Here is a 24,877-nt window from a genome sequence, read left to right on the forward strand (position 1 = left end):
GGGATATTCATCCCGATGCAATGCTAAAAAATCCCTTACAGGAGGGTGAGAACCGCCACTCAGCACAATCTTACTTCCCGGTAGTAGGCGTGTTAACCCTACCGCAGCCCCTAGTGCGTCAAAATCTGCTGTTGTGTGGCAAAGAATTAAATCCATAGTATTAAGACTTTTTTCTGGTAAAATACTTGTGGTTTGCTTCACCCACATTGGTGTCTGATAAGCCTCTGTCCAGTAGCATAGCGACTATTGGTAAGCGACTCCGTTGCACAGCATGAAAAGAAGTCGGCACATCTTGATTAATACAAATTACCGATTGGTTTGTCCAATAGCGCGAATAAGCCAGCACATCATCCAGGATAGTAAAATTTGTAGGGTACAAGGTAAGAACTTGTAGTCTGCGGTAGGGCATTCCGTGGACTTAAAACAAAGCTCAACGCCTCCTAAGCAATAGCCGGATTGGTTGAGAAGCCTGCACTGTACAGCTTGCTGTCAGCGTGGGAGTATGTCACTGTAAGACATATCACTATTTCGCTGTATTGGGAGAAACAAAAATGACCATAATATTCCAATTCGCTTTGATAAGCCTAGTTCTATTGTCTTTTGTCCTGGTTGTTGGCGTTCCCGTAGCTTACGCCACTCCCCAAAATTGGGTTGAATCTAAAAAACTGCTCTGGGTTGGTTCCGCCGCCTGGTTTGGTTTGGTGTTTTTAGTTGGTTTGTTAAACTTTTTTGTCGTGTAGGCAACGGCTTCACTCTGGCGCAGGCACATAATATAAGAACTAGGGGAGCAGAAAAGCTAAGGTCAAAGACCAAAGGAGAAAAGGAAAGATTTTTTCCGATTTCCTTTTTTTAACCGTGCTTTCCTGCTCCTCTACATTTAAATAAGAAATGTATATTGACCAGAACTATAGTTGATTAAGAGGCAGTCATGGCAGTTTTCGAGGGAACTTTTACCCAAACGGAGCCTTTGCGGTTTGCAGTGGTGATTGGTCGATTTAATGACCTAGTTACCGGAAAGCTGCTAGAGGGATGTCAAGATTGCTTGAAACGCCACGGTGTAGATCCTAACCCCCAAGGTAATCAGGTAGACTATGTTTGGGTTCCAGGAAGTTTTGAGGTACCTTTAGTAGCTCGCCAACTAGCACTTTCGCATCGTTATGATGCTGTAATTTGTCTAGGTGCAGTTATTCGAGGACAAACACCCCATTTTGATTATGTATCCGCCGAAGTTTCTAAAGGCATTGCTGCCGCTAGCTTTCAAACTGGAGTGCCAGTAATTTTTGGCATTTTGACAGTAGACACTATGCAACAAGCCTTAGAACGCGCAGGCATCAAAGGTAATCATGGCTGGGATTATGCCCTGAATGCCCTAGAAATGGCAAGTCTTATGCGGCAACTGCGTTCTAACTTGGCAGAGCCATATTCTCGTAATAGCCAGTCTTTGCCAGCCTCTTTGCAAAGTGCCAGTATTGGCAATTTAACTGCGGAATCAGAAGAACTCAGCTAGGGCGTCATTAGTCATTTGTCCTTTGTTATTCACTAATGACCATTGTACAGACGCGATTAATCGCGTCTCTACTAAACTAATGACCAATGACTAAATTAAGGGGTTGACAATTAGGGATAAATCTGAGATATTGATATATGGCAATTGATTGCGGGTGTGGCTCAGTGGTAGAGCGTCACCTTGCCAAGGTGAATGTCGCGCGTTCGAATCGCGTCACCCGCTTCCAACTAAACCTCTTGCAGTTTTTAACTCCAAGAGGTTTAGTGTTTTTAGGGTGCATTAAATCAGTGAACAGTTAATCATTGGAAGTAGTCGGAGATTTGATCCCGACTGAAGCACGCCACTTATATTTGTGGGGGACTCTGACTCCCAACGGACAAATTAACTGATAATTGATAACTGTTGAAGTCTTCGGCAATTGGCACTAAACTCTTGTGAATCACTCCTAATGTGGGCAAATCGAGCAAACAAATCGTCTACTGTCTCAATTTGAATATTGCCCACAAAAAGAAGCGTTACCCACTTGCTAAGAAATATAAAACCCAGCTTTAGACTGGTGTAGATATAGATTAGCTTGGCTACAATCTTTGTGTGTCACCACAATAAATGCCCAAAAACGCAACCACACTTTAAAGCGACAAATGAAGAGAAGGAAATTTTTACATAAGATTGCCAGCTATCGGGAAAGATTACAAACAGAGAACCTCGTACTGATATGGCAATTAAGATATTTAGAGCCTGCTGCATCTACTGTTTGCAATGATGGCGATTTAAACATCGTCTGTTTATTTTCATAAAAAGAGAAGCCTTATCAGGCATTTACCAAGGAATCATATTCTCACAGTTCGTGTAAAACACGCTCAAGTTACTAGAACGCTTGTGCAATCTCAAAAACCCGAAAAAATAGATTTCAATGCTGAATACCCCTGTCCCTGTCGTCGCCGGGGTCAGTTAATTCCGATTACGTTGACAGAAGCATTTGGTTGCGATCGCTGTCAGCAAATCTTTGTAGTAGAAGATAATGGTCATGTCCTAGAACAGCTTTCTACCACCTATCCCTACAAACGGGCTTGGCGTTGGATGGGAAATAGTTGGCATGTTGTCCATCCGCGCTTGGGAGAAAGCTATCTGCCTATAGCACTTGGCATTATTTTCGTGCTAGTGATTATATGGCTGCCATTAGCACTGCGATTGGCAAATAGTTCCAGCATTGTTGCTTGGGCAATGGTGGCGGTGCTATTGGCTATTCTGCCAGCGCTAATGGTCTGGCTTACCTACAGACGTTAACTCAATGACTGTTGAAGTTTTGGATGATTACCCCGAACCAATTACTAGTGCCCAACGCGCCTATCATGCTTCCCTAAAGTTGGGGATCACAAAGGGAGCAGACCGGAGTCGTGCAGTATTGGCAATGGCACAAGCGCTTGAGCGTTCATTTGACGACATTCTAGAAGCCAATACCTTGGATTTAGAAGCCAGTCGGGAAATGGCAGTGCCTGAGTTGATAATAGACTGGCTGAAGCTGACTCCCACAAGGTTAGAGATGACCGTGGACATTTTGCAACGGTTGGGGGAATTATCAGATCCACTGCGGCGCGTCAGAACGGCTGATTATCAACTCGAAGATTCCCAGAGTTATACCCAGTTAATGCCCTTGGGAGTGATTGGATTTATTTATGAAGCGTTCCCAGATTTAGGAGCGATCGCAGCAGGTTTTTGTATCAAAACTGGCAATAGTATAATTCTCAAAGGCAGTACTGAAGCTAGCCATTCTAACGCGGTCATCGCTGAGATACTGCAAAGTGCGATCGCTCAGGTTGGCCTACCTCCGGGCTGTATAGAACTGATCACAGCAGAACATGGTGCTTCGGTTCGGGATTTAGTCACCCAAGACCAGTACGTGAATCTAGTGATTCCCTACGGACGTTCTAGTTTGATACAGCAGGTAGTACGACAGTCAACTTGCCCGGTCTTAAAGTCAGCGATGGGTAACTGTTATCTCTACTGGTCGCTAAATTCCAGTTTAGAAATGGTGCGCTTGATGATTCTTAATAGCCATCAAAGCGAACCAGACCAAGTTAATGCCATTGAAAAAGTACTTATTCATCGCCAAGCCTTGCCATCATCTTTAGCCGTTCTGTGGAACAGCTTGATGGAAAAAGGCTTTGAAATTAAAGGGGATGCAGAACTAGTAGAAGCCTTTCCCCAGTTGCAGTTGGTGAAGGAAGGCGAATGGGGAAACCCTTATTTAACTAGGACAGTAGCTTTTAAATTGGTGGATAGCTTAGAAGCTGCGATCGCCTGGATTAATGAATACAGCAGTGGTCATGCCGACTCTATCGTTACTGAATCCTATCAGGAAAGTCGGCAGTTTGCTTTAGGAGTTACCAGTGCATCTACCTACATCAATACTTCCCCGCGTTTTTCCCGCAACCCCTCACGGGGAGATTCAGTGTTTCTTGGCATGTCTAACCAAAAAGGTCATCGCCGGGGATTTATCAGCCTGGAAACCTTGACCACCGTTAAGCACATTGTTCAGGGAAATGGCAGGTTTTAAATAATTCGTAATTCGTAATTCGTAATTAGAAGAGGGTTTGACAAGAGTGCTGTAGCGGCAGTTCTGTTTCAGTTGGGGTCTAAATCCCCCACAAAATTCTCTCAATGCCTAATGCTACATGCCTCAATCAAAATTTTAAACTTAACAAAATCTTAATTACTGCTTGATTTTGGGTTGCTAGGCTCCTTGTGTTTGGTTGAGCAGCAATTAGGAGACAAGTCAAATCAAGCTACTGTTTGTGCTTTTCACAAGTGACCCTCCTGAATGCCAACTGTACTTACATCTAGGTAGGGGTGAATATGGAACTTATGGATGGTACGCGCCTGCTAGCAAATCGTTGCAGACGGCGGAGTTTTTTGCTGGGTGCAGGATTCTTAACCGGGTTAACAATAGCTAGCCAATGGCATCCGGTATTGGCTAATTCAAGGTTTTCTGATTATCCGTTCAGTCTTGGTGTTGCCTCTGGCGATCCTTTGCCGGATGGTGTTGTTATCTGGACACGACTGGCTCCAAATCCACTCTCTGGAGGTGGAATGCCACAGGTAAATGTTCCAGTGCGGTGGCAAGTTGCCCTTGATGAAAACATGAAACAGGTTGTGCGGCGAGGAACAGTGCTGGCGACACCAGAGTTAGCACACTCAGTTCACATTGATGTCCGTGGACTAGACCCTGACCGTTGGTACTGGTATCAATTTGAAGCGGGTAAGGAAGTTAGTCCCATTGGACGGACTCGCACAGCACCAGCATTTTATGGCTCTATGTCACAACTGAACTTTGCTTTTGTCTCTTGTCAAGACTGGCAAAATGGCTACTATACGGCTTATCGGCATTTGGCTGATGAAAACCTCGACCTTGTGGTTCATCTGGGTGATTATATTTACGAATACGGGCCACAATCCGGTGGCCCCCGCCAGCATAATAGTCCAGAAATTATCACTCTTGCAGACTATCGCGATCGCCACGCCCTGTACAAAACTGATTTGAATCTTCAAGCTGCTCATGCTGCTTTTCCCTGGATTGTCACTTGGGATGATCATGAAGTTGACAACAACTACGCCAACTTAATCCCCGAAGATAATCAAACCCAAGAGGCTTTCAGAAAACGGCGAGCTAATGCGTACCAGGCTTACTACGAACACATGCCTCTACGTCGGTTTTCATTGCCCAACGGCCCAGATATGCTGCTTTATCGACGGTTCACTTTCGGTAATTTAGCTGAGTTCAATGTCCTAGACACCAGGCAGTACCGCACTAACCAACCTTGTAATGACGAACTTAAGCCTCGCTGTCCCGAAGCTTTTGATACAAATGCTACCATGACCGGCTCAGAGCAAGAGCAATGGCTACGAAAAGGGTTAGATCAGTCGCGATCGCGCTGGAATGTGATTGCTCAACAGACGATGCTAGCCGAGTACAATTTTAATAGTAGTCCAGGTGCAGGTGTCTTCAATATGGATCAGTGGGACGGCTACGTGGCTGAACGTAATCGGCTCTTGAGTTTTCTAAACCAGCGTCAACCTTCTAATCCAGTGGTGATTACCGGAGACATCCATTCTAGTTGGGTACATGACTTGAAGCTTGATTTTAATAACCCAAACTCACCGACGGTAGGCACTGAGTTCGTAGGAACCTCAATTACCTCTGACTTTCCTACCCAATTCATCGCACCAGTTCAAGCTGCCCTACCCAACAATCCCCATACTAGGTTCTTTGATGGTGCTTACCGGGGATACGTGCGCTGCAAGCTTACCCCACAACGCTGGCAAAGTGACTACCGTGTTGTATCAAGCATCATTGATTTGAATGCCTCTGTCAAAACCCTAGCTTCCTTTGTAGTCCAAAACGGACAACCAGGAGCGCATCTAACTTAAGGGAAGTTCGATAAACCCTCCCTAAGTTAAACTAAAGTTCAAGCCTTTCCCTCTCAGACTCGGAGAGGGACGGTTTTACATAGTAAAACCAGGGAGAGGTTTTTATAGTACCTCAACAAATAAGTTTCTTTAACCCAAGCGTATCGACTTACAGTAAAAAACTCTTTTTGAAGAGTTATTCTGGTATTTCTTTGCAATACTTAACTATAGATAAAAAATGATAACTAACATCATAATTGGTTAGGTTATCCAAGCTAAATTAAGACTATGCTTAACAATTGCAGTCTAGTTGATCATTTTAAGTAAATAGGTGCAAATGAACTTAAACATTTGTTGAGCTTTTTGTACTTTGTCATTTGTTTGAGTGTTAAATACTAAAAAAGAAAGTTTATTTGTGCCAAGTTACTAACTAGGTTGTTGAGCAAGGTAGTAAAAATCTGACCTTAGCCAAGTAATAACAGCGACAACTAAAGTAAACTTAACAACAATCACGTAAAATGATAGAAAAAATTTTGCTGGCTGTATCGGGATTGGGACATGCAGAAGAAATGCTCAAAACCCTGAGAGAAATTCCTTCAATTCAATCTGCAAAAGTGACAATTTTGCATGTTGTTCAGGCACAAAATACTGCTGCTACCATGACAGCTAAATGGGAAAATGGCGGTAAAATTTTAGCTAATGCCATTCAAACTTTGAACTTAGATCCTAGCCAGGTTTCTTCAATTTTGCGCGAAGGTGACCCGAAAGATGTTGTTTGCCAAGTAGCTGATGAAATCGACGCTGACTTGATTATTATGGGTTCACGCGGACTTAAGCGGCTGCAATCCATTTTATCGAACTCAGTCAGTCAGTATGTTTTCCAGTTATCTTCTCGCCCCATGTTGCTGGTAAAAGATGATATTTATGTCAAAAGAATTAAGCGCATTATGGTGGCCATAGACAACTCTGATTCCGCAAAAAACTGTTTGAAATTGGCACTGTTTTTACTGCGCGATATTCAGGGCAGCGAGTTAATTTTGGCAAATGTTGCCACAGATTTAGGCGGGAAAAAATCGGAAATAACTGAAGTTAGTTCAAACAAAAATCCGGTTTTAGCAGCCGCAGTTGCAGAAGCTCAAAAACAGGGCATCCAATCTCGTTCTTATATCAGCAGTGGTAAACCTGGTGAAGAAATTTGTCGGTTGGCAGAGGAGTTAAATATAGACTTATTATTGCTCGGTTCTCCAGATCGTCGTCCATCCATCGCCAAGAGTTTTGTTGATATAGACCGACTCATCGGATCTTCCTTGTCTGACTATGTTCGAGTCAATGCCGCTTGTCCGGTATTGTTGGCGCGGACGATCGCTTAAAGTCAAAATAGAGTTAGTGGTTGATAAAATAAAAACCCCTACACTACTGGTGCAGGGGTTCTTTATTTGATACACAAACTCTTAATTATCTTTTCCACCTTCGCGGCTAGCAGTTTGGATGTACAGAATTAGTAAAAACACAGTGGGGACTAGTACGAACAAAATGCTCGCTACAAACCCCAGGTCATTAACTTGCATGGCAAGAAAACCTCTCTTAAATTTCCAGTCAACAAGATTAGGATAGCATCATCGACGACACAGTTATACCAATTCAAAATTCAAAATCAGGAAACTTAATTTTGGTAAGTATTCTGACTACTGAGTGGATACAAATTCAAGCAGTGGCAGATTTGAGAACTTAAGGCTTGGTGACTACACTGACTGAGCCATTCACTAAAGTTTGACAGGCAAGGCGGTAATTTTCCGGCTTTTTTTTGAATTTGCGATTTTCTACATCTGTGCGGGGGGAAAGATTTTCTAGTCCTTCGACTATCTCGACAATGCAAGTACCACATTGACCACTACCACCGCAATTGGTCATCTTGCCAATGAATTTATATATATCAATGTCATTTTGCATCGCTTTGAGCCGGAGATTTGCACCATCTGCCGCCACTACTTCTTTATTCTCTTTAACGAATTTGATATTACCCATAAGTGATTTCTCTTTGACTCTAAGCTTGGCTTTCAAGGCTTCATATTGACATGGCTTGATTCACATCTTATTTATTATATTAAATCATTACAAAATATTAATAAATATTAACTTCATCAAATATAGCGCCACAAAAAAATAGAACAGGTACAGTACCTGTCCTATAAATTGGAAAATAGATTAATTTACCTAAATCCCACGGCTGCTTGCCAAACGAAAGCAAGCAACAAGAAGAATACGGGGATGACTGGGAGAACGTCCACCAAAGGATCAAAGATTTGGTATGCTTCAGGCAGTTTTGCTAATAAAAGTGCTGCTTCCATGTTTGTTTAAATCCAACTATCCAACACAGCGTTCATAATTGAGAAATATCTTAACATGGTTTGAGTCTTGGTCATTGGTCAATAGTTATTTGTCATTTGCAATTTCCTCTTCATCTGGTGCTGATTCAGATGAGTTTAGCCAGTGACCAAATTCTGTGACAAAGCGATCGCTTAATATTGCTTCTCTAATATGCTGTGTAAAGCGAATTAGTTCGGTAATGTTGTGAATGCTTAACAATGTATAAGCCAAAATTTCTTGCGATCGCACTAAATGAGATATGTAAGCCCGGCTAAAATTTTGACAAGTGTAGCAAGGACAAGTTTCATCTAATGGCGTAAAATCTTCACGAAACTTAGCATTTTTTAAATTCCAGCGTCCGCCCTGTACTATTGCTGTCCCATGTCTCGCCCAACGGGTGGGAATGACGCAATCAAATAAATCTATACCAGATGCGATCGCGATCGCCATTTCCCGATAAGTACCCACACCCATCAAATAACGTGGTTTTTCAGGCGGTAGAAGCGGTGCTGTCACTTTCACAATCTCAGCCATCATTTCAGGCGGTTCTCCCACACTCACGCCACCAATGGCATATCCGGGCAAATCCAACTTAGCCAAAGCTTCAGCCGCACGACAACGCAAATCCAAATATACGCCCCCTTGCACAATGCCAAACAACGCCTGATCACTACGTTGATGAGCCGTTATGCAGCGCTCTAACCAGCGATAAGTGCGCTCAGTTGCAGTTTCAACCTCTTGGCGAGTCGCTGGGTAAGGCGGACACTCATCAAAGGCCATAATCACATCGGCCCCCAAAGTATTTTGAATCTCAATGGATAGCTCTGGTGTCAAGTTAATAATTCGTCCATCATGGGGTGAGCGGAAAGTAACGCCTTCTTCAGTAATTTTCCGCATCTCGCTTAAGCTGAAGACTTGAAACCCACCCGAATCTGTGAGCATTGGGCCATTCCAACCCATAAATTTGTGCAACCCACCACCCCCAGCCACGATCGCTTCCCCTGGTTGTAGGTGAAGATGATAAGTATTAGATAAAATCATTTGCGCCCCAGTATCTCGTAGCTGGGCTGGGGTGATGGTTTTCACATTCGCCAGGGTTCCCACTGGCATAAATCTGGGGGTTTCTACGACGCCGTGAGGAGTGAAAAACACTCCTGCTCTAGCTTTGGTTTGACTACAACAAGCAAGACATTCAAAGGAAAAATTCGCACTCATGCCATTTTGGATTTTAGGTCGCACCTTTGGTGCGCTTTCAGCGCAACTTAGATTTTGGATTGGGAAATGCTAATTGGTAAAGAGTTTCACAAATCCATAACTAGCAGCCATAAAACCAAATGGTATTAGGGCAAGATTAATATTATTTGGCTAAATTATGGACAAACATAAGAACTGGCAATTGAGTTTTCGTGAACACTTAAGCGTTTACTACTAACCTAGTTACCAACTTTACGAGTATATACTGTACTAATTGTTATTTAGAAAGAATCAGAATCATCGTCAATTTCTGCATCCCACCTGGCTGAGAGGACTTGCTCCATCATCGCTTCTATGGCGCTGACATTGAAGGTTCGCTCTCGTCGCTCTTGTAGGGGGGTTGAGCGGGGAATCAACCGCAGACACACTCCTTCTTGCATCAAATCAAAATAGGTTTCTTGTTGCGACGACTGTTTGAGTTCCAAGTAATCAAAACTACAAACATTCAGATATAGCGCGTGGTTAGCCACTAAGGTAGACCTTTGCGGATTGGCGAAAACTTCCATCACATCCCCTTCACCCTCGCTCAGTACCTTATCTTCTTGGGTGTAGATGTAGTGGACTCGACCTAAGTCTGTCAGCAATCGCCGGATGTCGAGCTTATTCACAATAATGCCCGTGTTAATAATGCACGGAGCTGGTAACCTGGTGTCGGGTAGATGGTGACTCATAGGAAAATAGCGATTGAGCTAAGGAGAGCGACAACATAGCTAAACTGTCATAATTGAATAGCTTGTTTACTTCCTACATTTAAAAAATATCAATTTGTGGGGCAGTCGTCTAAATAATTTTGAGTAAGTTTTTAGTTAACGAATACAAAACACAAATTTTGCTCCTTGATGGAATTTTAATTTCCTGAATAATTCGTTTTTTGTATAAAAAGTCCTTTAATTATTTGTTACCACTTAGAACAGCATAACAAAATTTTCAAGAAGAATCTCTAATAGAAGTAAATCTTATCTAAATTTTTAAAGTATGCTCATGGTGGTTCTACTGAACCCAAGTCTATTATCCAGCAATTAACCATATACTAATCTTACTAAGATGACGAAACAGCAACAGTGGTGGAAAAAGCTGCTGTTAAAGCTGGCAGCTAGTATTATATTTTATACAAGTATTCCAGTACCGTATTTGGACGGATTAGACTTTGGGGGAGTGGCACGTCTTGCTTCGGTTGTAGGGTTAATGATTGGGGGAATTTTAGGGTTACTGGATACGGGGATGGATTATCTGGGTATGCCAGTGTTAACTCGTAGTGCTTTAGTAGTCAGCGTTTGGATTGCCATAACTGGAGGACTGCACTTAGATGGGGCAATGGATACTGCCGATGGTTTGGCAGTAGGCGACCCAAATCGGCGATTGGAAGTCATGGCAGATAGTGCCACAGGTGCATTTGGGGCAATGGCTGCGATCGCCTTGGTAATACTGAAAATAGCAGCTTTGACGGATATGCCAGAAAACCGTTGGTTGTTGCTGATGGCTGCTTGTGGCTGGGGACGTTGGGGGCAACAGGTAGCGATCGCGCAATATCCTTACCTGAAACCAACTGGTAAAGGTGCGCTTCACAAACAAGCCATTCGTTCTTACAAAGATTTACTACCAGGATTGTTGTTGCTGCTTGGTTTGAGTGGTTTAGTTTGGTTGATAGATAAACAACAACTATTTCTCGCACTGGCAATGATAATTGCTGGAAGTGCGATCGCCACTTTAACTGGTGCATGGTTCAACCAGAAATTAGGCGGACACACAGGAGATACCTACGGCGCAGTCGTTGAATGGACTGAAGCCTTATTTCTCTGTGTACTGACCGTTTTTTAATATCAGGGAGCAAGAGAGAATAATTAATGCCCAATGACTAATGACTAATGACTAATGACTAATTCATTTAATCGGTTGCAGCTTTGTCACCTTGAGTTTAAAAGCCCCAATCCCAGTTTCCCCAAAAGACCGAACACGAATCACATAATTTCCTGTCTCTACGATGCGAGTAAATAATAGGGAATTGCTACTACCATCAGGGCCATCATCATTTTCTGCCAAAGTCGATCCATCAGGTGCTAGGAGGGTGATGATGCTGTCAAAGTTTTCGGATGACAAATCAACTGCTAAATTATCGCCCTTCTGTAACTTCACAGTGTAATCACGGGCAAACCCACCTTGACCTGTGGGAATGTCTTTGTTTGAGAGGTTATCGGAAAATTCAGTACTGTTAGATAAAGGTATTGGACTATACAACTTACTTTGAGCAAAAGCTGCACTTGTACTTATGCCTATTGCCAGCAATGTAGCAGGAATAATGATGAGTTGTTTTAAACCTGCCCCAAAAACTTTATTCATACATTTCAAGTAATTTTTTCTACAGAAATAGGGTAATTCGGTCAATTTATGTACTTAATCTGCTAAAGCCTGCCCATTAATTCTTAATTTATCCATCTTTGACGGCAGTGGCTACTGCTACTAATCCTAAGACCACAATTCCATACTGACGAAGTGTTTCCACAGCAGACCTAGTAGTAGCACCAGTAGTATAAATATCGTCCACTAACAGCACTGGGACATTTGGGGGACGATGGCGAAATTCTTGGCCAACAGCAAAAGCGTTAACCAAGTTTTTTTCTCGTTTAGATACTGATAAACCAAATTGCGCTTCAGTTTCTCGCACTCTTGCTAAACCGTTTAGTTTCAATTTTAAGCCAGTTATTTCGCAGAAGCTTTGGGCTATAAGTGCGGCTTGATTGTATTTACGTTGCTTTTGCTTGCTAGGGTGGAGTGGGATGGGAACTACTACAGGTTGGCTATCTCGGCTTGGTGAATTTAATAACCATGCTTCTCCTAACCAGTGACCTAAAGGACGAGCTATTTGGGGTTGATTTTCGTATTTCATCGCCGCGATCGCTCGTTTCACTGGGCCACCATACTCCCCCCAGCCAAATACTGGTATTGGCTCTTGCCATAGAGAAATTGGGTCTTTACGTTGACATTTTTGCAGTTGTCTGGTGCAATTTTGACAGAATTCTTGCGAGGTTGCACGTTGGCACAGAGGGCAATGGGATTGGAGAAAAAGATCGAGTAAGCCTGTAAGATTTTTAATCCAAGTGTGCATTTAGAATAGTCCTTTGTCATTAGTCATTAGTCATTTGTCTTTGACCAATGACTTAAAATACACGCGATCGCACCTTGTTGTTTCTACTCCAGTTGCTGGAGTGTAGCCGTTGCTTTCATACAGCTTGACTGCTTCCACCAAAACGCTGGCAGTTTCAATCCAAATTTGCTCAAAACCACGCTCTGCGATCGCTGCTTCTAGCTGTTGTAACAAATATTTCCCTAATCCTAAACCCCTAATGCTGGGCAAAAGATACATTTTGCGGATTTCTACAGCTTTTTTGCCTCGGTGTATGGGGTAGTATGCTCCAGTACCCACTAGCTGGCTTTGGTGTTCAATTACCCAAAACTCTCCCCCAGTAGCTAAATAATATTCCTCTACTCGCAGCACATCTCGGTCAGCGCCCTTTGGTTCCCAACCCAGACCGTATTCTGATAATACATAACTGATGACTTGGGCGGCTCTGGTGCGATCGCTTTGCACCCAATCACGAATTATAAAATCTTGATAATAGTTTTTCATTACCATTTGCTGGTCAAGTTTACACAGAAAATTTTTCTGGTTCTATATCCCAATTTACCCAGCAAATAGCAATTCTTGCAGAGTTTACTTCAGGCGGTACTCTCAAGGTATAAATTAACAGACAAGGGGAGGGCAATTGTCTTCCCCTCCCCTTGTCTCTTTACTAACGGCAATTCAACGAACGATATAGTAGCGATCCCTGCGGCGGGGTACGCCTACGCTGAGATTGATATTACAACTTGATATTAATCTCTATGACTTGTCCAAGGGCCCCAAACTGCGAAAGTAATACCAGGAGTTTGGATGTTGACAAACAAAGTCTTACCATCAGGTGAGAAGCAAGCACCAGCAAACTCACTCTCATTGATAGCATTACGGGCGAATTGATAGAGTTCACCCTTTGGAGTAACACCTACTAAGAATTGCTGGTCATCTCCATCTTCACAAAGGATGAGATCGCCATAGGGTGAGATAACTATGTTATCAGGATTCTCGAGTTCGGCAGCAGATGTAGACTCTACAAACAGTTCAATTGTCTCTTTAGCGGGAATATAGCGCCAGACTTGACCAAGCTCTAAAGCACCACCACTTGTGCAGCAAAAGTAAAATTCACCGTTACCGTACCAGATACCTTCCCCACGAGCAAACTGAGCTGCTCCTTTTGCGAAACCTTCTTCTCGTACAGTATCTTCAGGCGGATTGGGATCAGTAATGGTCACCCATTCTACTTTCATAGGCTTGCGCTTGGGGAAACCAGCAAAGGTTTGTGCTCCAGGAATATCTTTTATTTTTAAAGCTTGAAGGGTTCCTCCTGCTTTTAAATTGCCACGTTCTTCTGGGATAAAACGGTAGAAGAGACTATCTCCCCGGTCTTCTGTCTCATAGACAATTCCAGTTTTGGGGTCTATGGCAACAGCTTCATGGTTAAATCTTCCCATAGCTATTAGAGGCTCAGGCTGCACAGGAGTAGTGGTACTGGCTGGAACTTCAAAATTATAACCGTGGGAAGTTGAGACATTATTGGCGGGATCTTTTGGGTCATTTGTAGCCACAGTGGAAGTGTTTTCTTCACAGGTAATCCATGAACCCCAAGGAGTTAAGCCACCTGCACAGTTACGATAGGTTCCACTTAGGGAAGTAAAGTGTTTAATTAACTGACGATTAGACCCAACAACTAAGTTTGTTGTACCACCTTTACAAAGTGGATCGTAGGGTTTTGGCCCAATAACTTGTGTATCTGAATCAGGGCTAAGTTCGTGATTGCGAACCAAAATAACTGTGTTTCTGGGGCCGGGAAAAGCCGCCATGCCATCATGACCGCCAGGCACTAAATTGCCATCGCTCATGAGTTCACCTGTTAGAGAAAAAGTTTGATATTGAAATCCGGCTGGTAAGTCTAACAAACCATTGGGATCTGGTACAAGTGGCCCATATCCTTTACCAAATTTTCGACCAAAGGCTTGTCTGGCTAGAAGACCTTCCAGAGGAGACACCATCAAGGTGCCGACAGCAGTTGTACCTGCTACTGCAAAGAATTTACGTCTTGAGAATGTCATGAGGAGGGTTTGGTTACTTGAAAAAGAATGCTAAAGCAAAAATATGTGATCTTGATTAAATTTGGGTAATGCTTTATTTAATTTAGAGTTAGTAAATAAAAGGTGAATTTATATAAAATCTTCCTAATTTTTGGCAAATTGATGCATTCAAACCAGCTATCTAAGGTTTAGGGCTATATACAAACAAGTAAATAAAAGAATAGATTTTATGAATTGTTGAGTTTTAACATTTTAATTCAGCACAAATAATTATTGAAATAATGTAATAAAAATCAGCGTGAATAAAACATTGTTTGTTTAAGAAAAGTTAAAGAATTACTTAAAATATACAATGTAATATTATTAGTATAAATTATATATTCTAGCTTGTATTACAAAAAACAATCAGCAGATGCCAGCAGATTTTTTACTGTGAGTGATACAATTTTTCTAACCTAATTTCAGTGATTAATGCTGTGTTTAATCTCACTATTTAGGTAGATAAATTTACTTTATATAGTTCATATTTTAAGGAATAATCAGTATTGAGTTCCATACTGATGAAAAGTTTGCAGACGAAGACAGCATCAGAATCTATTACTTTTATCAAGAAAATGAAAAGCATTCGTAACCAAATCAAAGCTACTGTAGCTGTTGCCGCTTTCAGTTCTATAGCTACTTTAATTAACGTTTCCAGCGCTAATGCTGCTTCTTTTGAGCTTGATTGGCTAGGTGATAAAGGTTACTCAGCAAAAGGGCAGTTCAGCTATGATGATAATTTCCTGGGAAGTATTGTCACAAAGGATCAGTTGACTGATTTTGCCATTTCTTTCTTCGACCCACAAGGAACTTTGTTGCAAAATTTCAACTACGATTTTCCGCAACCAGACAGTAGTTTCAATTTCAACTTTGATACACTTGTAAAGACTGTTCTACAAAGGGACAACTTTGACACATCCAATGGTTTTGATTTGGGAATTGACTTTGGAAGAGATGTAGCAGGGTTAGATTTTTATACTTACCTGAATCCTGATCAAGGATTGCCAACGGCTAAAATATTCTTGAAGGATGACCTTTCACCAGAAGTATGCGACACATACCCAAACTGTAGGTTGGATCTTGGAGGTAAGTTGACAGCAACTGCTATTCCTGAACCTGGCGCAATTTTCGGTCTGTTGGTCGTTGGTTTGATGAATAAAGTCCTGAAGAAAAAGCCAGCATCTACATAGACAGCGAACCTGAATAGTTGAAGCTAGCCTGATTAGAACTGTAATTAAACATTATTCTAGCTTTAATGACTAAAAAATTTGAAAGGCTAAAAATGCCTAAAATTTGTAGGGGACATATTTGCTATAAGTCCCCTATTTATATATAGATAGATAGTCCAATACGCTTGGTGTTAGAGCCAAGTTTGTAGTTCAGATATTGGATAGTTGTTGAGAGCGAATTTTTAACTGACAATTCCCAGATTGTTGTAGATTTCGATGAGATTGCCATCAGGATCGCGGAAATGAGCTGTGCGGATTCCCCAGTCTGGGCGATCTTGTGGTGGAGTCACAACGATCGCATTCTGATCTTTTACTTGCTCATAGACCTCATCCACGTTATCGACTGCGAAAATCAAGGCAATTTTATCTCGATTGACAACATAAGAAGGCTGTTCGATTCTTGGAACTACTTCAGCCATTAATTCTTTTTTAAACAAGCCCAGCTTAAGATATCCGGCATTAAACTCAGCATATCCGCTATCTTCATCGCCCCAATCGACATCAAATTTCAGCAGATCCCGGTAGAACAGAAAAGAATCTTTGTAGTTGGATACAAGCAGTCTCAGGTGTGTTAGCTGAAGCTTCATATCTGTTGGGTTAGTCTACTAACTGTGAATTCTAGGTTCTGGGTGCAAAGTCGCCAGCAACTCACTTTCGACAATTGCTAATTCATCAAGCCGTTGCATGACAATTTCTTTGTCGAAGTAAGTAGCAGCTAATACCCAATATATACCGTAGTGACGCGCTTCGGATGCCATTAGCCCACGATAAAATTTTGCTAATTCTGGCTCTGGACAGTGAGCAGCTAATAGTCCCAGGCGTTCGTGAGAGCGAGCTTCTATTAAACCAGTGACTAGTAAGGAATCTAGGAATCGCTCAGGTTCTTTGGGGCGGACTTGAGCTTTCAAACCTGCGCCGTAGGGTGGTGGTGGTAGGGGAGCCAGGGGAATATTCCGGCGTTCTAACCATTGGTTAACTAGCTCAAAGTGTTCTAGTTCTTCACGGGCGATCGCAGTTAGTTCCCGAACCATTTTAGTATTAGAAGGGTAGCGAAACATCATGTTCAAGGCTACGCCTGCTGCTTTGCGTTCACAGTGCGAGTGGTCGAGTAAGATGATATCTAAATTAGCGATCGCTTGTTCAACCCAAGCAGAGCTAGTGGGTTGTTTCAGGGCGTTGATAGTTGGTAACTGAGTAAGCACAGAGTCAATCAATTTTGGATTTTAGATTTTGGATTTTGGATTTTTACTTAAGACAAACAACGAATCGCCTCTAATAGACCTCTAGCTTTATTCAGCGTCTCTTCGTATTCTTTTTCTGGCTCAGAATCAGCTACCAAACCTGCACCGGCCTGCACACTTACCGTATTATCATGCACTACCATTGTACGAATTGCGATCGCAGTATTTAATTGTCCTTCAAAATCGTAATATCCATACACACCGGAATAAACACCCCGACGGCTAGACTCTAATTCGTGGATAATTTCCATTGCCCGAATCTTGGGTGCGCCGCTTACCGTACCTGCTGGGAAGCTAGCTTTCAACAAATCCCATGCTGTTTTACCAAGTGCTAATTTACCCACAACATTGCTGACTATGTGCATCACATGGGAGTAGCGCTCAACTACCATTAATTCATCAACTTTGACGCTACCATTTTGACAAACACGCCCCAAATCATTCCGCCCTAAATCTACAAGCATCACATGTTCGGCAACTTCTTTGGGATCTTCAAGTAAATCCTTAGCAAAAGCTGCATCTTCTTGAGTAGTTTTACCCCGTGGACGTGTCCCGGCAATTGGACGTACTGTTGCTATGACTCCACCATCTGAATCGGTTTCGGCTTTCACCATCACTTCAGGGCTTGAACCAATGATTTGCCAATTCTGGAAGTTAAAGTAAGCCATGTAAGGCGAAGGATTTATCTGACGTAGGGAGCGATAAAGGGCAAAGGGGTCGCCTGTGTATGCTGTTGATAGTCGCTGGGAAATTACTACTTGGAAGATATCGCCTGCTTTGATGTAGTCTTTGGCCTTTTGGACGCTGGCACAAAAATCAGGGCGGGTGAAATTACTATTGTACTCCTCTGCTCCTTTGCTCCCTTGCTCCTCTGCTGCCCTGCTCCCTGGCGGTTTCCATTCCAATCGAGTTTTTTCTGGCGATAGGGGCAGAGATAGCTTTTCAAGCATTTGGGTAACGCGATCGCACGCTTGTTGATATGCTGCTTTCAAATCTACTTTCGGATCACGTAAATCAGCATAAGCGATCGCCCAAATTTTCCGCTTTACCTGGTCAAAAATCAATAGGTGGTCTACCTGCATCCACAACCCATCAGGGATATTTCGCTCATCTGGTGGGTGAATTGGCACACGCGGCTCAATCCAGCGAATTAATTCATAGCCCCAAAACCCAAACAAACCGCCAATTCCTGGCGGTAGCTGTGGTAACTTGACTGGGTGAAAAGGTGCTAAACATTCAGCTAAAGCTGTAAAAGGGTCGCCTGGAAAAACCACCTGTGAACCATCACGGTTTTTCTGGGTTGTGCGATCGCCCCTTGCTTCCAAAACCCACAGAGGATCGCAACCTACTAAACTATAGCGTCCCAGTTTTTCCCCACCTTCGATCGATTCCAACAAAAAGCTATAGGGTTCACCTGCACAGACTTTATACCAAGCAGATACGGGCGTATCTAGGTCTGCCACCCATTCTTGATATACCGGGATAAAGTTGCCTTGTTGCGCTAGGGTGCAAAACTGGGAGAAATCCGGAAACATCATTATTTTTTAAAAGTAATTGGTAATTGGTAATGGGTAATGGGTTTTTGCTTACCAATTACCCATTACTAATTACCCATTAGCTACTAACAGCTAGTTACGGAGCGTCGTAGGTAGTAATACCGCTAAACTTAACTTTAGAGGGACTGGGGTTTTGTCCGATCCGACGGTCTACATAACGTACTTTGTCACGACCTGGGTTAACCTTTTCAGGGAATACACCATCAGCTGGGTGAACTAAAGTGGTTTCTCCGTTGGGTAAAATCCGGTAAACTTTGTAGTCTGTAATTTTGAGTTTCCGGAGTTGCTGACCGCCCAAAAAGATTCCATATTCTTTACGAGCTATGTACAGCAGGTTTTGACCTTGCCGCATAGTAGCAGCACCACCTGTAGGCAATTCAAAAACTTGCTCTTTCGGGCTAGTCCAAGTAATAGCGTACTTTTCTTCTAATGCTGCTTTTGTGAGCAAGCCACCGGTGCTGCCACCGTATAGCGGGGTTTGTCCAGAGAGTGTTTCTGCCATAAGATGATTCTCTCAACGTTTTTAGGGAATCCTAACACCGCAACCACGATCATATTGCGATCGCGTCATAGACTGTAACAGTTTTTAGTGATTAGTCGTTAGTCATTGGTCATTAGTCATTCTCCCCTGCCCCCCTGCTCCCTGCCTCCCCTACCCAATCCCTATTTACTCTTGACTTTTGTCCGCTTTTCCTCTTGGCTACTTTGAACAATCGGGATGGTGAAGTGAAACTGACTACCCTGGTCTTTGCCTGTTGACTCTGCCCAAATTTCCCCACCCCAGCCATTAACAATTTGACGGCAAATAGCTAAACCAAGTCCAGTTCCGCCAGTGGTGCGGCGCAGCGCTCCCTCTTCTTGATAGAAGCGGTCAAAAACTACTTCTAAACGATTTGGTTCAATGCCGCGTCCAGTATCTGCTACAGTCACCTCAACCATTTGATGGCTGTTGTAAATCGCTTTAATGGTGATTTCTCCTTGGGGTGGCGTAAATTTAAAAGCATTGTCCATGAGTTTTGCCAGTACCTCTACTAGCCAATCACCGTCAGCTCTCACCAAAGGTAGGTTTTCGGCAATTTCAGTCTTGATTTTCGGCGGCTTTTCCGTTGAAGAACGCGTGCGATTGCGGCTGAGTGATAAATCTATGCACTCTTGTAAAGTGAGGGATTCTGGATGCCATTCCACGCGGCCGCTTTCCAAGTTGGAAAGGGTGAGGAAATCTTGTACCAGTTTTCGCATCCGTTCTGAGTCGGAAAGAGCAGTGTTGAGCATGATTTGCTGCAACTCTAAAGGCATATCAGGCTCAGTAGCAAGGCTTTCCAGGCACACTTGAATGGTGGATAGGGGGGTACGCAGTTCGTGCCCGGTGATTGCTATGAGGTTACTGCGGGTGCGGTCTAGGGCTTCTAGCTGCTGGTTAAGTTCTTCTAGGTTGGCGTAAGCTTCCGCTTGGATGAGAGCTGCTCCCACTTGGGTGGCGATCGCTTTTACCAAATCCAATTCCCCAGGTTGGCACTCGTGCGGTGGCATTCGGCAATAGTGTAACTCCACAATGCCCAATAATCGCCCCTGATAAAATACTGGTTCCATCAGCCAAGAACGAATAGCAAACTTTTTGGCGATCAAGGAGAGGGCTGGGGAATTGTTAACACGAGGGTCATTCAGCGTATCGCTAATACAAACCCCTTCGCCTTGTTGCACTATGTCCCGAAATAGAGAATTGTTCTCTAACTCCCAGGTTTGCCCACGAAGCGATAAAACACCGGGATTCAAAAACTCGTGTTCAATTATCGCTTGGCTATCTGTGGCTTGAGCGCGGTAAATTAGACAGCGACAAGCTTCTAAGTGTTGTCCTAATTCTTGTGCCGCCACCTGGAGAACTTCGTGAGGATCGAGCGATCGCCTAATGGCTGTGCTAATCGAGTTGACTAATCGTTCTTTTCGTGCTTGGGCAGCAATAGAACGGTAGGCTTTGTGCAATTTGTACTGACTAGCTTGCAAATAAGTTACTAAGCGCTGCACAAAGGGATCTGTATCGATGTCACAAGCATATTCATTGATCTTTTCTGCTCCAGAGTGGCTTCTCGGTTCTCCTATACCAAACCTCTGACGTGCCTTCTCAATTTTACTTGCCAGTTCTGGTCTGTAAACCAAAATCCTGTCTAACAGCAATTCAGCTGCTTTGAGACTAACTCCCCTTTCCGATGTCCAAACTCCCTCAAATCTTCGCGCTGCGTCTATATCCAAATTAGGGCTTAGTTCTGGTAGTTGCTTGTTTTTGGCAATAGAACCTAGGCTTTCCCGGCAAACTAGACAAGTTGCATAATTATCAGCAATCACTACCAAATGCCACTCATGGCTTAAGCCATCCGTTGGCTCAAAAGCGATCTTTTCGTAGTATTCTGAACTGTTGACGAAATCCGTTTCAGGAGCGGCTAATACGTATATTTGGTTACTCCGCAAGGCAAGTCGCTGGTAGCGATGAGCTTCTTGGCGGTAGAATCGCTCTCGTTGGAAACTAGCAATTACAAGGGGTTGTGCTAAAGTCGCAGCCAAAACTTGATCTTCCATCGCATGGGAGAGCGCCGTTAGTGAAGCCTTAAAATATAGCTGGGGCCGCAAGTATGCTAGGGACTTTAGCAAATCACTCAGCACAGAAGTAGAAATGCTCATGAATTATTGTTAAACGCTCAACCTCGACAAGATCAAAAGTCACAGCTGCATTGTACAAATTCCAAGGGACTCTCAAGTTAAATAGAGAGTTGCAATATGTAAAGAACGCGCTTAAGCACTTTCTGCCAAAGCAGGCGCAACACTTTGTTACCAATTAGGAGGAGTGCATACAACTTGATTTGTTGATTGGCAACCTACTATGCCCAATATACATTCTCGACCAAGTTTGAAATATGCTTGCACAACCAAAATTTTTCCGTACTAAGTACCAAATTACTAATTTTTGTATATTTTCAAATGTTTTATTCATTAATAACTATAGGAATCCTACTTGAATCTTGCTCAGTATACTGAGAATTTAAGCTTTGTATGTCAAGCTTATAAGCAGCTTGATTGTTCAAAAATCAAATAGGAGTCCTATACTGATTCTTTATTGATAGTCCACATATAGGCAAAGTAGCTCATTTGCCTACGTTGAATTATCATAAATTAGTCTAATCAAATACCATAGATTTTTAAAGCAAAATCGTATAATAGTATAAAAAAATAATCTCCGCCCTATAAGTGCGGAGAGTGTCAATTTAGAGTTATAAAATGTAAGTTTATAAATATCTGCTTATACGGGTTTGAGCGCTGCTATGTTGTCAGCAGTAGTTAAGTGTTATTTTGGCTCCAATGGCTCAAGCAAGTTTTAGAAAGCGTCTTTTTTTTGAAAGTTGTGAGGGTCAGCAATCTTTACTCAGAAGATCACAAAAATATAGACCTGTATACGGAACTTTGGCTAATGACACCGGATACGCTAATCACCCCGGAAAAAATTTTCCTGGATGGAAAAACTTTTATTCCTGCCGAACAATTACCTATCCCGGAGTGGCCTTGTGTTGTGAGTGAAAGACCACAACCGACACTGACGGTTAAAGATGATGATTTATTTTTTGTGACGGATACTATTGGGAACATTTCTGGCTCTTCCCTTAATGATGGCAATCCCAGCATGGGATTGTTTTGCTGTGATACGAGATTTCTCAATCGTTTGGAGTTGCAAATTGAAGGGCGATCGCCTGTACTTCTGAGTAGTACTGCCGAAAAAGGGTTTTCACTCTCAGCTTTGTGTACCAACCCCAGAATCGACGAACGCCTTAGAGCCGAAACTGTGGGAATTCGCCGGGAAATGGTGCTGAATGGGGCACTATTTGAAGAAATAGAAGTATCTAATTACAGCACAACAACTATTAATTTTGAACTAACCATCAGCTTTGATGCGGATTTTGTTGATTTATTTGAAGTCCGGGGCTACAACAGAGAAAAACGCGGTCGGCTTTTACGTCTAGTAGAACCGACGACTGAAGAAGGAATTTCTCTAGCCGATAGTATTTCCTCTATACCCAAAGAGCCACCAACTTTTAGGGAAGAATCCTTAACACTTGCCTATCAAGGTCTAGATGGCTCAGTAATGGAATCCCGTATTTTATTCCAGCATCGCCAACCAGACTATTTCAAGGGTTACACTGCGGTTTGGCAGCTAGAGTTAGCTTCTCACGAAACTCAAAAGCTGGGCTACCGGGTGAGCATGTTGAAAAACAACCAGTCTAGTTCAACCGTGAGCGCCGCCTTCACTTTAGGACAGGCGAAAGCTGCTGAGTTGATGGAGGAGCAAAACTGGGTACAGCAAATTACACGCATTAGCTCAGATAAAAGCACCTTCAATCGAGTGATTGAACGGGCCGAGCAAGATATGTATTTGTTGCGCCAGTCTTTTGGTAAGCATAAGACTGTTTCGGCTGGAGTGCCGTGGTTTTCGACACTATTTGGGCGGGATTCGCTGATTACAGCTTCTCAAGCCCTAATGTTAAACTCGCAACTCGCCAAAGAAACCCTGATATTGCTTGCGGCATACCAAGGTAAAATCGACGACGAATGGCGCGAAGAAGAACCAGGTAAGATTTTGCACGAGTTACGTTTGGGAGAAATGGCTCGTTGTCAAGAAATTCCCCATACACCTTACTACGGTACAGTTGATGCGACTCCCCTGTGGCTGATCCTGTATGCCGAGCATTATGCTTGGACTCACGATCACGAACTTCTAGAGCAACTTTGGCCAAATGCTCTAGCAGCAATGGAGTGGATCGATCGCAATACGAAAGAAACCGGCTACCTCAGTTACTTCCGTAAATCCAAACGCGGTCTTGTTAACCAAGGTTGGAAAGATTCTGACGACTGTATCGTAAACCATAAGGGAGAATTAGCCAACGGCCCAGTTGCTCTCTGTGAAGTGCAAGCTTATGTCTATGCTGCAAAAATGCGCCTAGCAGAAATAGCTAGGATGAAGAAGCGCCTTGATTTGGCAGATCGTTGGCAAGAAGAGGCCAAAAATCTCAAGGTTCGTTTTAATCGAGATTTTTGGGTAGAAAACCAGGATTTTTGCGCTTTGGCTTTGGATGGAGATGGCAAGCCAGTAGACAGTATTACCTCAAATCCTGGTCATTGTCTGCATTTGGGTCTTTTCACCCACGAACGAGCCTATAGTGTTGCAGAAAGATTGCGGGCACCAGATATGTTTAATGGTTGGGGCATTCGGACTCTGAGTAGTTTGTCACCCGCTTACAATCCAATGGGCTATCACACTGGTTCGGTTTGGCCCCATGATAACGCTTTGATTGCAATGGGATTGCGATCGCTGGGTCTTATCGATCAAGCCCTGGAAATTTTCCAAGGTTTATTCGACATGACTAGTCAGCAGCCTTATCAACGTCCTCCAGAACTCTTCTGCGGCTACGAACGGAACGGTGATAATGCCCCTGTGCAATATCCAGTTGCCTGCACTCCCCAAGCTTGGGCTACTGGTAGTGTCTTCCAACTACTGCAAATGATGGTTAACTTGGTGCCTGATGCTCAAAATAACTGCTTGCGAATAATCGACCCCGCTTTGCCAGAATCGATTAATCGTCTGTCATTTCATAATTTGCGAGTCGGCCCCACTATCCTCGATTTAGAATTCGAGCGTTCTGGAACTACGACTGCTTGTCGCGTTGCGAAAAAACGGGGTAATTTGCGGGTAGTTATTGAAGCGTAGGGAGTAAGGAATAGGGAGTAGGGAATTTACTACTCTCTATTTTATGCTTGGTAATATGACTAAGCTTTCTGGCAGCTTCAGGATTATCTTGAACAATGTACCGAATGATAGTCTCTAAATCTCCAACTGCTTTTGGCGAGAGAATTACTTGGTAGTCCATGTATCCATTATCTGCTCAACCTGCTCAATTGGAATCCCCTGCCCTTGGTCAATTTGGTCAAACCCTTCCCGTATAGCTGCAATAAACTCAATTTTCTGAACAATTTCTCGTAGGGTTACATCGTGGGGTAAATGTTTCACCAACTCAATAACGGCTTCTTTGTCACTCATAGCAACTTAAACCTGTGCCAAGTGGACAACACAATATTAAC

At 43.0% G+C, this 24,877-nt stretch carries 26 protein-coding genes and 1 tRNA gene; 10 read left to right on the plus strand and 17 right to left on the minus strand.

The annotated features are described in order from the left end of the window. Window positions 1-160 precede the first annotated feature (160 nt). Complete coding sequence (locus VE944_RS01765; protein WP_323231545.1) at window positions 161-409, minus strand: hypothetical protein; 249 nt, start codon at window positions 407-409, stop codon at window positions 161-163. Window positions 410-551: 142 nt separating this feature from the next. On the opposite strand from VE944_RS01765, the gene psbZ reads away from it, so the two are divergent. The 7 genes from psbZ to VE944_RS01800 all read left to right on the plus strand — a co-directional run bounded on the left by psbZ (window position 552) and on the right by VE944_RS01800 (window position 7,284). Then, window positions 552-740 carry a photosystem II reaction center protein PsbZ gene (gene psbZ / locus VE944_RS01770; protein WP_229553098.1) on the plus strand — a complete coding sequence of 63 codons (189 nt, stop codon included), beginning with the start codon at window positions 552-554 and terminating at the stop codon, window positions 738-740. A gap of 188 nt (window positions 741-928) precedes the next feature. Beyond that, window positions 929-1,507, plus strand: a complete 579-nt coding sequence (ribH, locus tag VE944_RS01775) for a 6,7-dimethyl-8-ribityllumazine synthase (protein ID WP_324971331.1) — start codon at window positions 929-931, stop codon at window positions 1,505-1,507. Window positions 1,508-1,657: 150 nt separating this feature from the next. Beyond that, window positions 1,658-1,729, plus strand: a tRNA-Gly gene (locus tag VE944_RS01780). A gap of 657 nt (window positions 1,730-2,386) precedes the next feature. Further along, the gene (locus tag VE944_RS01785) at window positions 2,387-2,794 is read left to right on the plus strand and encodes a hypothetical protein (protein ID WP_118170995.1); all 408 of its coding nucleotides are present in this window, start codon (window positions 2,387-2,389) and stop codon (window positions 2,792-2,794) included. A 4-nt stretch (window positions 2,795-2,798) separates the two neighbouring features. Further along, complete coding sequence (locus VE944_RS01790) at window positions 2,799-4,064, plus strand: glutamate-5-semialdehyde dehydrogenase (protein WP_324971336.1); 1,266 nt, start codon at window positions 2,799-2,801, stop codon at window positions 4,062-4,064. Window positions 4,065-4,363: 299 nt separating this feature from the next. Continuing rightward, a complete protein-coding gene (locus VE944_RS01795; RefSeq protein WP_324971338.1) occupies window positions 4,364-5,935 on the plus strand; it encodes an alkaline phosphatase D family protein in 1,572 nt (523 codons plus the stop codon). Window positions 5,936-6,432: 497 nt separating this feature from the next. Then, window positions 6,433-7,284, plus strand: a complete 852-nt coding sequence (locus VE944_RS01800) for a universal stress protein (RefSeq protein WP_324971340.1) — start codon at window positions 6,433-6,435, stop codon at window positions 7,282-7,284. A gap of 81 nt (window positions 7,285-7,365) precedes the next feature. Here the strand turns inward: VE944_RS01800 and psbM are convergent, their stop codons facing one another. The 5 genes from psbM to VE944_RS01825 all read right to left on the minus strand — a co-directional run bounded on the left by psbM (window position 7,366) and on the right by VE944_RS01825 (window position 10,206). After that, window positions 7,366-7,482 carry a photosystem II reaction center protein PsbM gene (psbM, locus tag VE944_RS01805; protein ID WP_100901506.1) on the minus strand — a complete coding sequence of 39 codons (117 nt, stop codon included), beginning with the start codon at window positions 7,480-7,482 and terminating at the stop codon, window positions 7,366-7,368. A gap of 160 nt (window positions 7,483-7,642) precedes the next feature. Beyond that, window positions 7,643-7,939, minus strand: a complete 297-nt coding sequence (locus tag VE944_RS01810) for a 2Fe-2S iron-sulfur cluster-binding protein (protein ID WP_100901507.1) — start codon at window positions 7,937-7,939, stop codon at window positions 7,643-7,645. 185 nt (window positions 7,940-8,124) lie between these two features. Then, window positions 8,125-8,262, minus strand: coding sequence for a photosystem II reaction center protein K (locus VE944_RS01815; RefSeq protein WP_006195022.1), 138 nt, complete (start codon window positions 8,260-8,262; stop codon window positions 8,125-8,127). Window positions 8,263-8,347: 85 nt separating this feature from the next. Next, window positions 8,348-9,496, minus strand: a complete 1,149-nt coding sequence (gene tgt / locus VE944_RS01820) for a tRNA guanosine(34) transglycosylase Tgt (protein WP_324971369.1) — start codon at window positions 9,494-9,496, stop codon at window positions 8,348-8,350. A 260-nt stretch (window positions 9,497-9,756) separates the two neighbouring features. Further along, the gene (locus VE944_RS01825; RefSeq protein ID WP_324971372.1) at window positions 9,757-10,206 is read right to left on the minus strand and encodes a hypothetical protein; all 450 of its coding nucleotides are present in this window, start codon (window positions 10,204-10,206) and stop codon (window positions 9,757-9,759) included. A 373-nt stretch (window positions 10,207-10,579) separates the two neighbouring features. Between VE944_RS01825 and cobS the strand changes: the two genes are divergently transcribed. After that, window positions 10,580-11,353, plus strand: coding sequence for an adenosylcobinamide-GDP ribazoletransferase (gene cobS / locus VE944_RS01830; RefSeq protein ID WP_324971376.1), 774 nt, complete (start codon window positions 10,580-10,582; stop codon window positions 11,351-11,353). 63 nt (window positions 11,354-11,416) lie between these two features. On the opposite strand, the gene VE944_RS01835 is transcribed toward cobS, so the two are convergent. From VE944_RS01835 to VE944_RS01850, 4 genes are all read right to left on the minus strand, one after another. After that, the gene (locus VE944_RS01835; RefSeq protein WP_324971381.1) at window positions 11,417-11,872 is read right to left on the minus strand and encodes a PPC domain-containing protein; all 456 of its coding nucleotides are present in this window, start codon (window positions 11,870-11,872) and stop codon (window positions 11,417-11,419) included. 88 nt (window positions 11,873-11,960) lie between these two features. Next, window positions 11,961-12,638: a ComF family protein gene (locus VE944_RS01840; RefSeq protein ID WP_324971384.1), complete on the minus strand. Its 678-nt coding sequence runs from the start codon at window positions 12,636-12,638 to the stop codon at window positions 11,961-11,963. 30 nt (window positions 12,639-12,668) lie between these two features. Continuing rightward, entirely contained in the window at window positions 12,669-13,160 is a 492-nt protein-coding gene (locus VE944_RS01845; RefSeq protein ID WP_324971387.1) for a GNAT family N-acetyltransferase, read from the minus strand. Window positions 13,161-13,405: 245 nt separating this feature from the next. Continuing rightward, window positions 13,406-14,716 (minus strand): alkaline phosphatase PhoX, encoded by a 1,311-nt coding sequence (locus tag VE944_RS01850; protein ID WP_324971391.1) that lies wholly within the window; start codon window positions 14,714-14,716, stop codon window positions 13,406-13,408. 593 nt (window positions 14,717-15,309) lie between these two features. On the opposite strand from VE944_RS01850, the gene VE944_RS01855 reads away from it, so the two are divergent. After that, window positions 15,310-15,924 (plus strand): PEP-CTERM sorting domain-containing protein, encoded by a 615-nt coding sequence (locus tag VE944_RS01855; RefSeq protein WP_324971394.1) that lies wholly within the window; start codon window positions 15,310-15,312, stop codon window positions 15,922-15,924. Between the two features lie 221 nt (window positions 15,925-16,145). On the opposite strand, the gene VE944_RS01860 is transcribed toward VE944_RS01855, so the two are convergent. The 5 genes from VE944_RS01860 to VE944_RS01880 form a co-directional block, all read right to left on the minus strand. Beyond that, on the minus strand, window positions 16,146-16,550 hold the full coding sequence (locus VE944_RS01860; RefSeq protein WP_324971398.1) for a VOC family protein: 405 nt from the start codon (window positions 16,548-16,550) through the stop codon (window positions 16,146-16,148). Between the two features lie 18 nt (window positions 16,551-16,568). Next, window positions 16,569-17,165, minus strand: coding sequence for a MiaE family protein (locus tag VE944_RS01865; RefSeq protein WP_323231529.1), 597 nt, complete (start codon window positions 17,163-17,165; stop codon window positions 16,569-16,571). A 47-nt stretch (window positions 17,166-17,212) separates the two neighbouring features. Continuing rightward, window positions 17,213-18,742: an anthranilate synthase component I gene (gene trpE / locus VE944_RS01870; protein ID WP_324971402.1), complete on the minus strand. Its 1,530-nt coding sequence runs from the start codon at window positions 18,740-18,742 to the stop codon at window positions 17,213-17,215. Between the two features lie 94 nt (window positions 18,743-18,836). Beyond that, complete coding sequence (locus tag VE944_RS01875; RefSeq protein ID WP_324971405.1) at window positions 18,837-19,262, minus strand: photosystem I reaction center subunit II PsaD; 426 nt, start codon at window positions 19,260-19,262, stop codon at window positions 18,837-18,839. 161 nt (window positions 19,263-19,423) lie between these two features. Continuing rightward, window positions 19,424-21,433: a DICT sensory domain-containing protein gene (locus VE944_RS01880; RefSeq protein ID WP_324971408.1), complete on the minus strand. Its 2,010-nt coding sequence runs from the start codon at window positions 21,431-21,433 to the stop codon at window positions 19,424-19,426. Between the two features lie 784 nt (window positions 21,434-22,217). Here VE944_RS01880 and VE944_RS01885 point away from each other — a divergent pair. Next, window positions 22,218-24,506: an amylo-alpha-1,6-glucosidase gene (locus VE944_RS01885; protein ID WP_324971411.1), complete on the plus strand. Its 2,289-nt coding sequence runs from the start codon at window positions 22,218-22,220 to the stop codon at window positions 24,504-24,506. Here the strand turns inward: VE944_RS01885 and VE944_RS34040 are convergent. Both VE944_RS34040 and VE944_RS01890 read right to left on the minus strand, forming a co-directional pair. Next, window positions 24,493-24,666, minus strand: coding sequence for a type II toxin-antitoxin system RelE/ParE family toxin (locus VE944_RS34040; protein ID WP_414690090.1), 174 nt, complete (start codon window positions 24,664-24,666; stop codon window positions 24,493-24,495). The genes VE944_RS01885 and VE944_RS34040 overlap by 14 nt on opposite strands. Continuing rightward, window positions 24,651-24,836, minus strand: a complete 186-nt coding sequence (locus tag VE944_RS01890; RefSeq protein ID WP_324971414.1) for a hypothetical protein — start codon at window positions 24,834-24,836, stop codon at window positions 24,651-24,653. The genes VE944_RS34040 and VE944_RS01890 overlap by 16 nt, the downstream gene beginning before the upstream one ends. Between the last annotated feature and the right edge of the window lie 41 nt (window positions 24,837-24,877).

The organism is Nostoc sp., from assembly GCF_035638895.1.
In the GTDB taxonomy this organism is placed as follows: domain Bacteria; phylum Cyanobacteriota; class Cyanobacteriia; order Cyanobacteriales; family Nostocaceae; genus Nostoc.

Excerpts from the sequence above, each read along its gene's own strand:
- VE944_RS01765 (WP_323231545.1), bottom strand. The coding sequence starts at position 409 with ATGCCCTACCGCAGACTACAAGTTCTTACCTTGTACCCTACAAATTTT.
- psbZ (WP_229553098.1), top strand. The coding sequence starts at position 552 with ATGACCATAATATTCCAATTCGCTTTGATAAGCCTAGTTCTATTGTCT.
- ribH (WP_324971331.1), top strand. The coding sequence starts at position 929 with ATGGCAGTTTTCGAGGGAACTTTTACCCAAACGGAGCCTTTGCGGTTT.
- VE944_RS01790 (WP_324971336.1), top strand. The coding sequence starts at position 2,799 with ATGACTGTTGAAGTTTTGGATGATTACCCCGAACCAATTACTAGTGCC.
- VE944_RS01795 (WP_324971338.1), top strand. The coding sequence starts at position 4,364 with ATGGAACTTATGGATGGTACGCGCCTGCTAGCAAATCGTTGCAGACGG.
- VE944_RS01800 (WP_324971340.1), top strand. The coding sequence starts at position 6,433 with ATGATAGAAAAAATTTTGCTGGCTGTATCGGGATTGGGACATGCAGAA.
- psbM (WP_100901506.1), bottom strand. The coding sequence starts at position 7,482 with ATGCAAGTTAATGACCTGGGGTTTGTAGCGAGCATTTTGTTCGTACTA.
- VE944_RS01810 (WP_100901507.1), bottom strand. The coding sequence starts at position 7,939 with ATGGGTAATATCAAATTCGTTAAAGAGAATAAAGAAGTAGTGGCGGCA.
- VE944_RS01815 (WP_006195022.1), bottom strand. The coding sequence starts at position 8,262 with ATGGAAGCAGCACTTTTATTAGCAAAACTGCCTGAAGCATACCAAATC.
- tgt (WP_324971369.1), bottom strand. The coding sequence starts at position 9,496 with ATGAGTGCGAATTTTTCCTTTGAATGTCTTGCTTGTTGTAGTCAAACC.
- VE944_RS01825 (WP_324971372.1), bottom strand. The coding sequence starts at position 10,206 with ATGAGTCACCATCTACCCGACACCAGGTTACCAGCTCCGTGCATTATT.
- cobS (WP_324971376.1), top strand. The coding sequence starts at position 10,580 with ATGACGAAACAGCAACAGTGGTGGAAAAAGCTGCTGTTAAAGCTGGCA.
- VE944_RS01835 (WP_324971381.1), bottom strand. The coding sequence starts at position 11,872 with ATGAATAAAGTTTTTGGGGCAGGTTTAAAACAACTCATCATTATTCCT.
- VE944_RS01840 (WP_324971384.1), bottom strand. The coding sequence starts at position 12,638 with ATGCACACTTGGATTAAAAATCTTACAGGCTTACTCGATCTTTTTCTC.
- VE944_RS01845 (WP_324971387.1), bottom strand. The coding sequence starts at position 13,160 with ATGAAAAACTATTATCAAGATTTTATAATTCGTGATTGGGTGCAAAGC.
- VE944_RS01850 (WP_324971391.1), bottom strand. The coding sequence starts at position 14,716 with ATGACATTCTCAAGACGTAAATTCTTTGCAGTAGCAGGTACAACTGCT.
- VE944_RS01855 (WP_324971394.1), top strand. The coding sequence starts at position 15,310 with ATGAAAAGCATTCGTAACCAAATCAAAGCTACTGTAGCTGTTGCCGCT.
- VE944_RS01860 (WP_324971398.1), bottom strand. The coding sequence starts at position 16,550 with ATGAAGCTTCAGCTAACACACCTGAGACTGCTTGTATCCAACTACAAA.
- trpE (WP_324971402.1), bottom strand. The coding sequence starts at position 18,742 with ATGATGTTTCCGGATTTCTCCCAGTTTTGCACCCTAGCGCAACAAGGC.
- VE944_RS01875 (WP_324971405.1), bottom strand. The coding sequence starts at position 19,262 with ATGGCAGAAACACTCTCTGGACAAACCCCGCTATACGGTGGCAGCACC.
- VE944_RS01880 (WP_324971408.1), bottom strand. The coding sequence starts at position 21,433 with ATGAGCATTTCTACTTCTGTGCTGAGTGATTTGCTAAAGTCCCTAGCA.
- VE944_RS01885 (WP_324971411.1), top strand. The coding sequence starts at position 22,218 with ATGACACCGGATACGCTAATCACCCCGGAAAAAATTTTCCTGGATGGA.
- VE944_RS34040 (WP_414690090.1), bottom strand. The coding sequence starts at position 24,666 with ATGGACTACCAAGTAATTCTCTCGCCAAAAGCAGTTGGAGATTTAGAG.
- VE944_RS01890 (WP_324971414.1), bottom strand. The coding sequence starts at position 24,836 with ATGAGTGACAAAGAAGCCGTTATTGAGTTGGTGAAACATTTACCCCAC.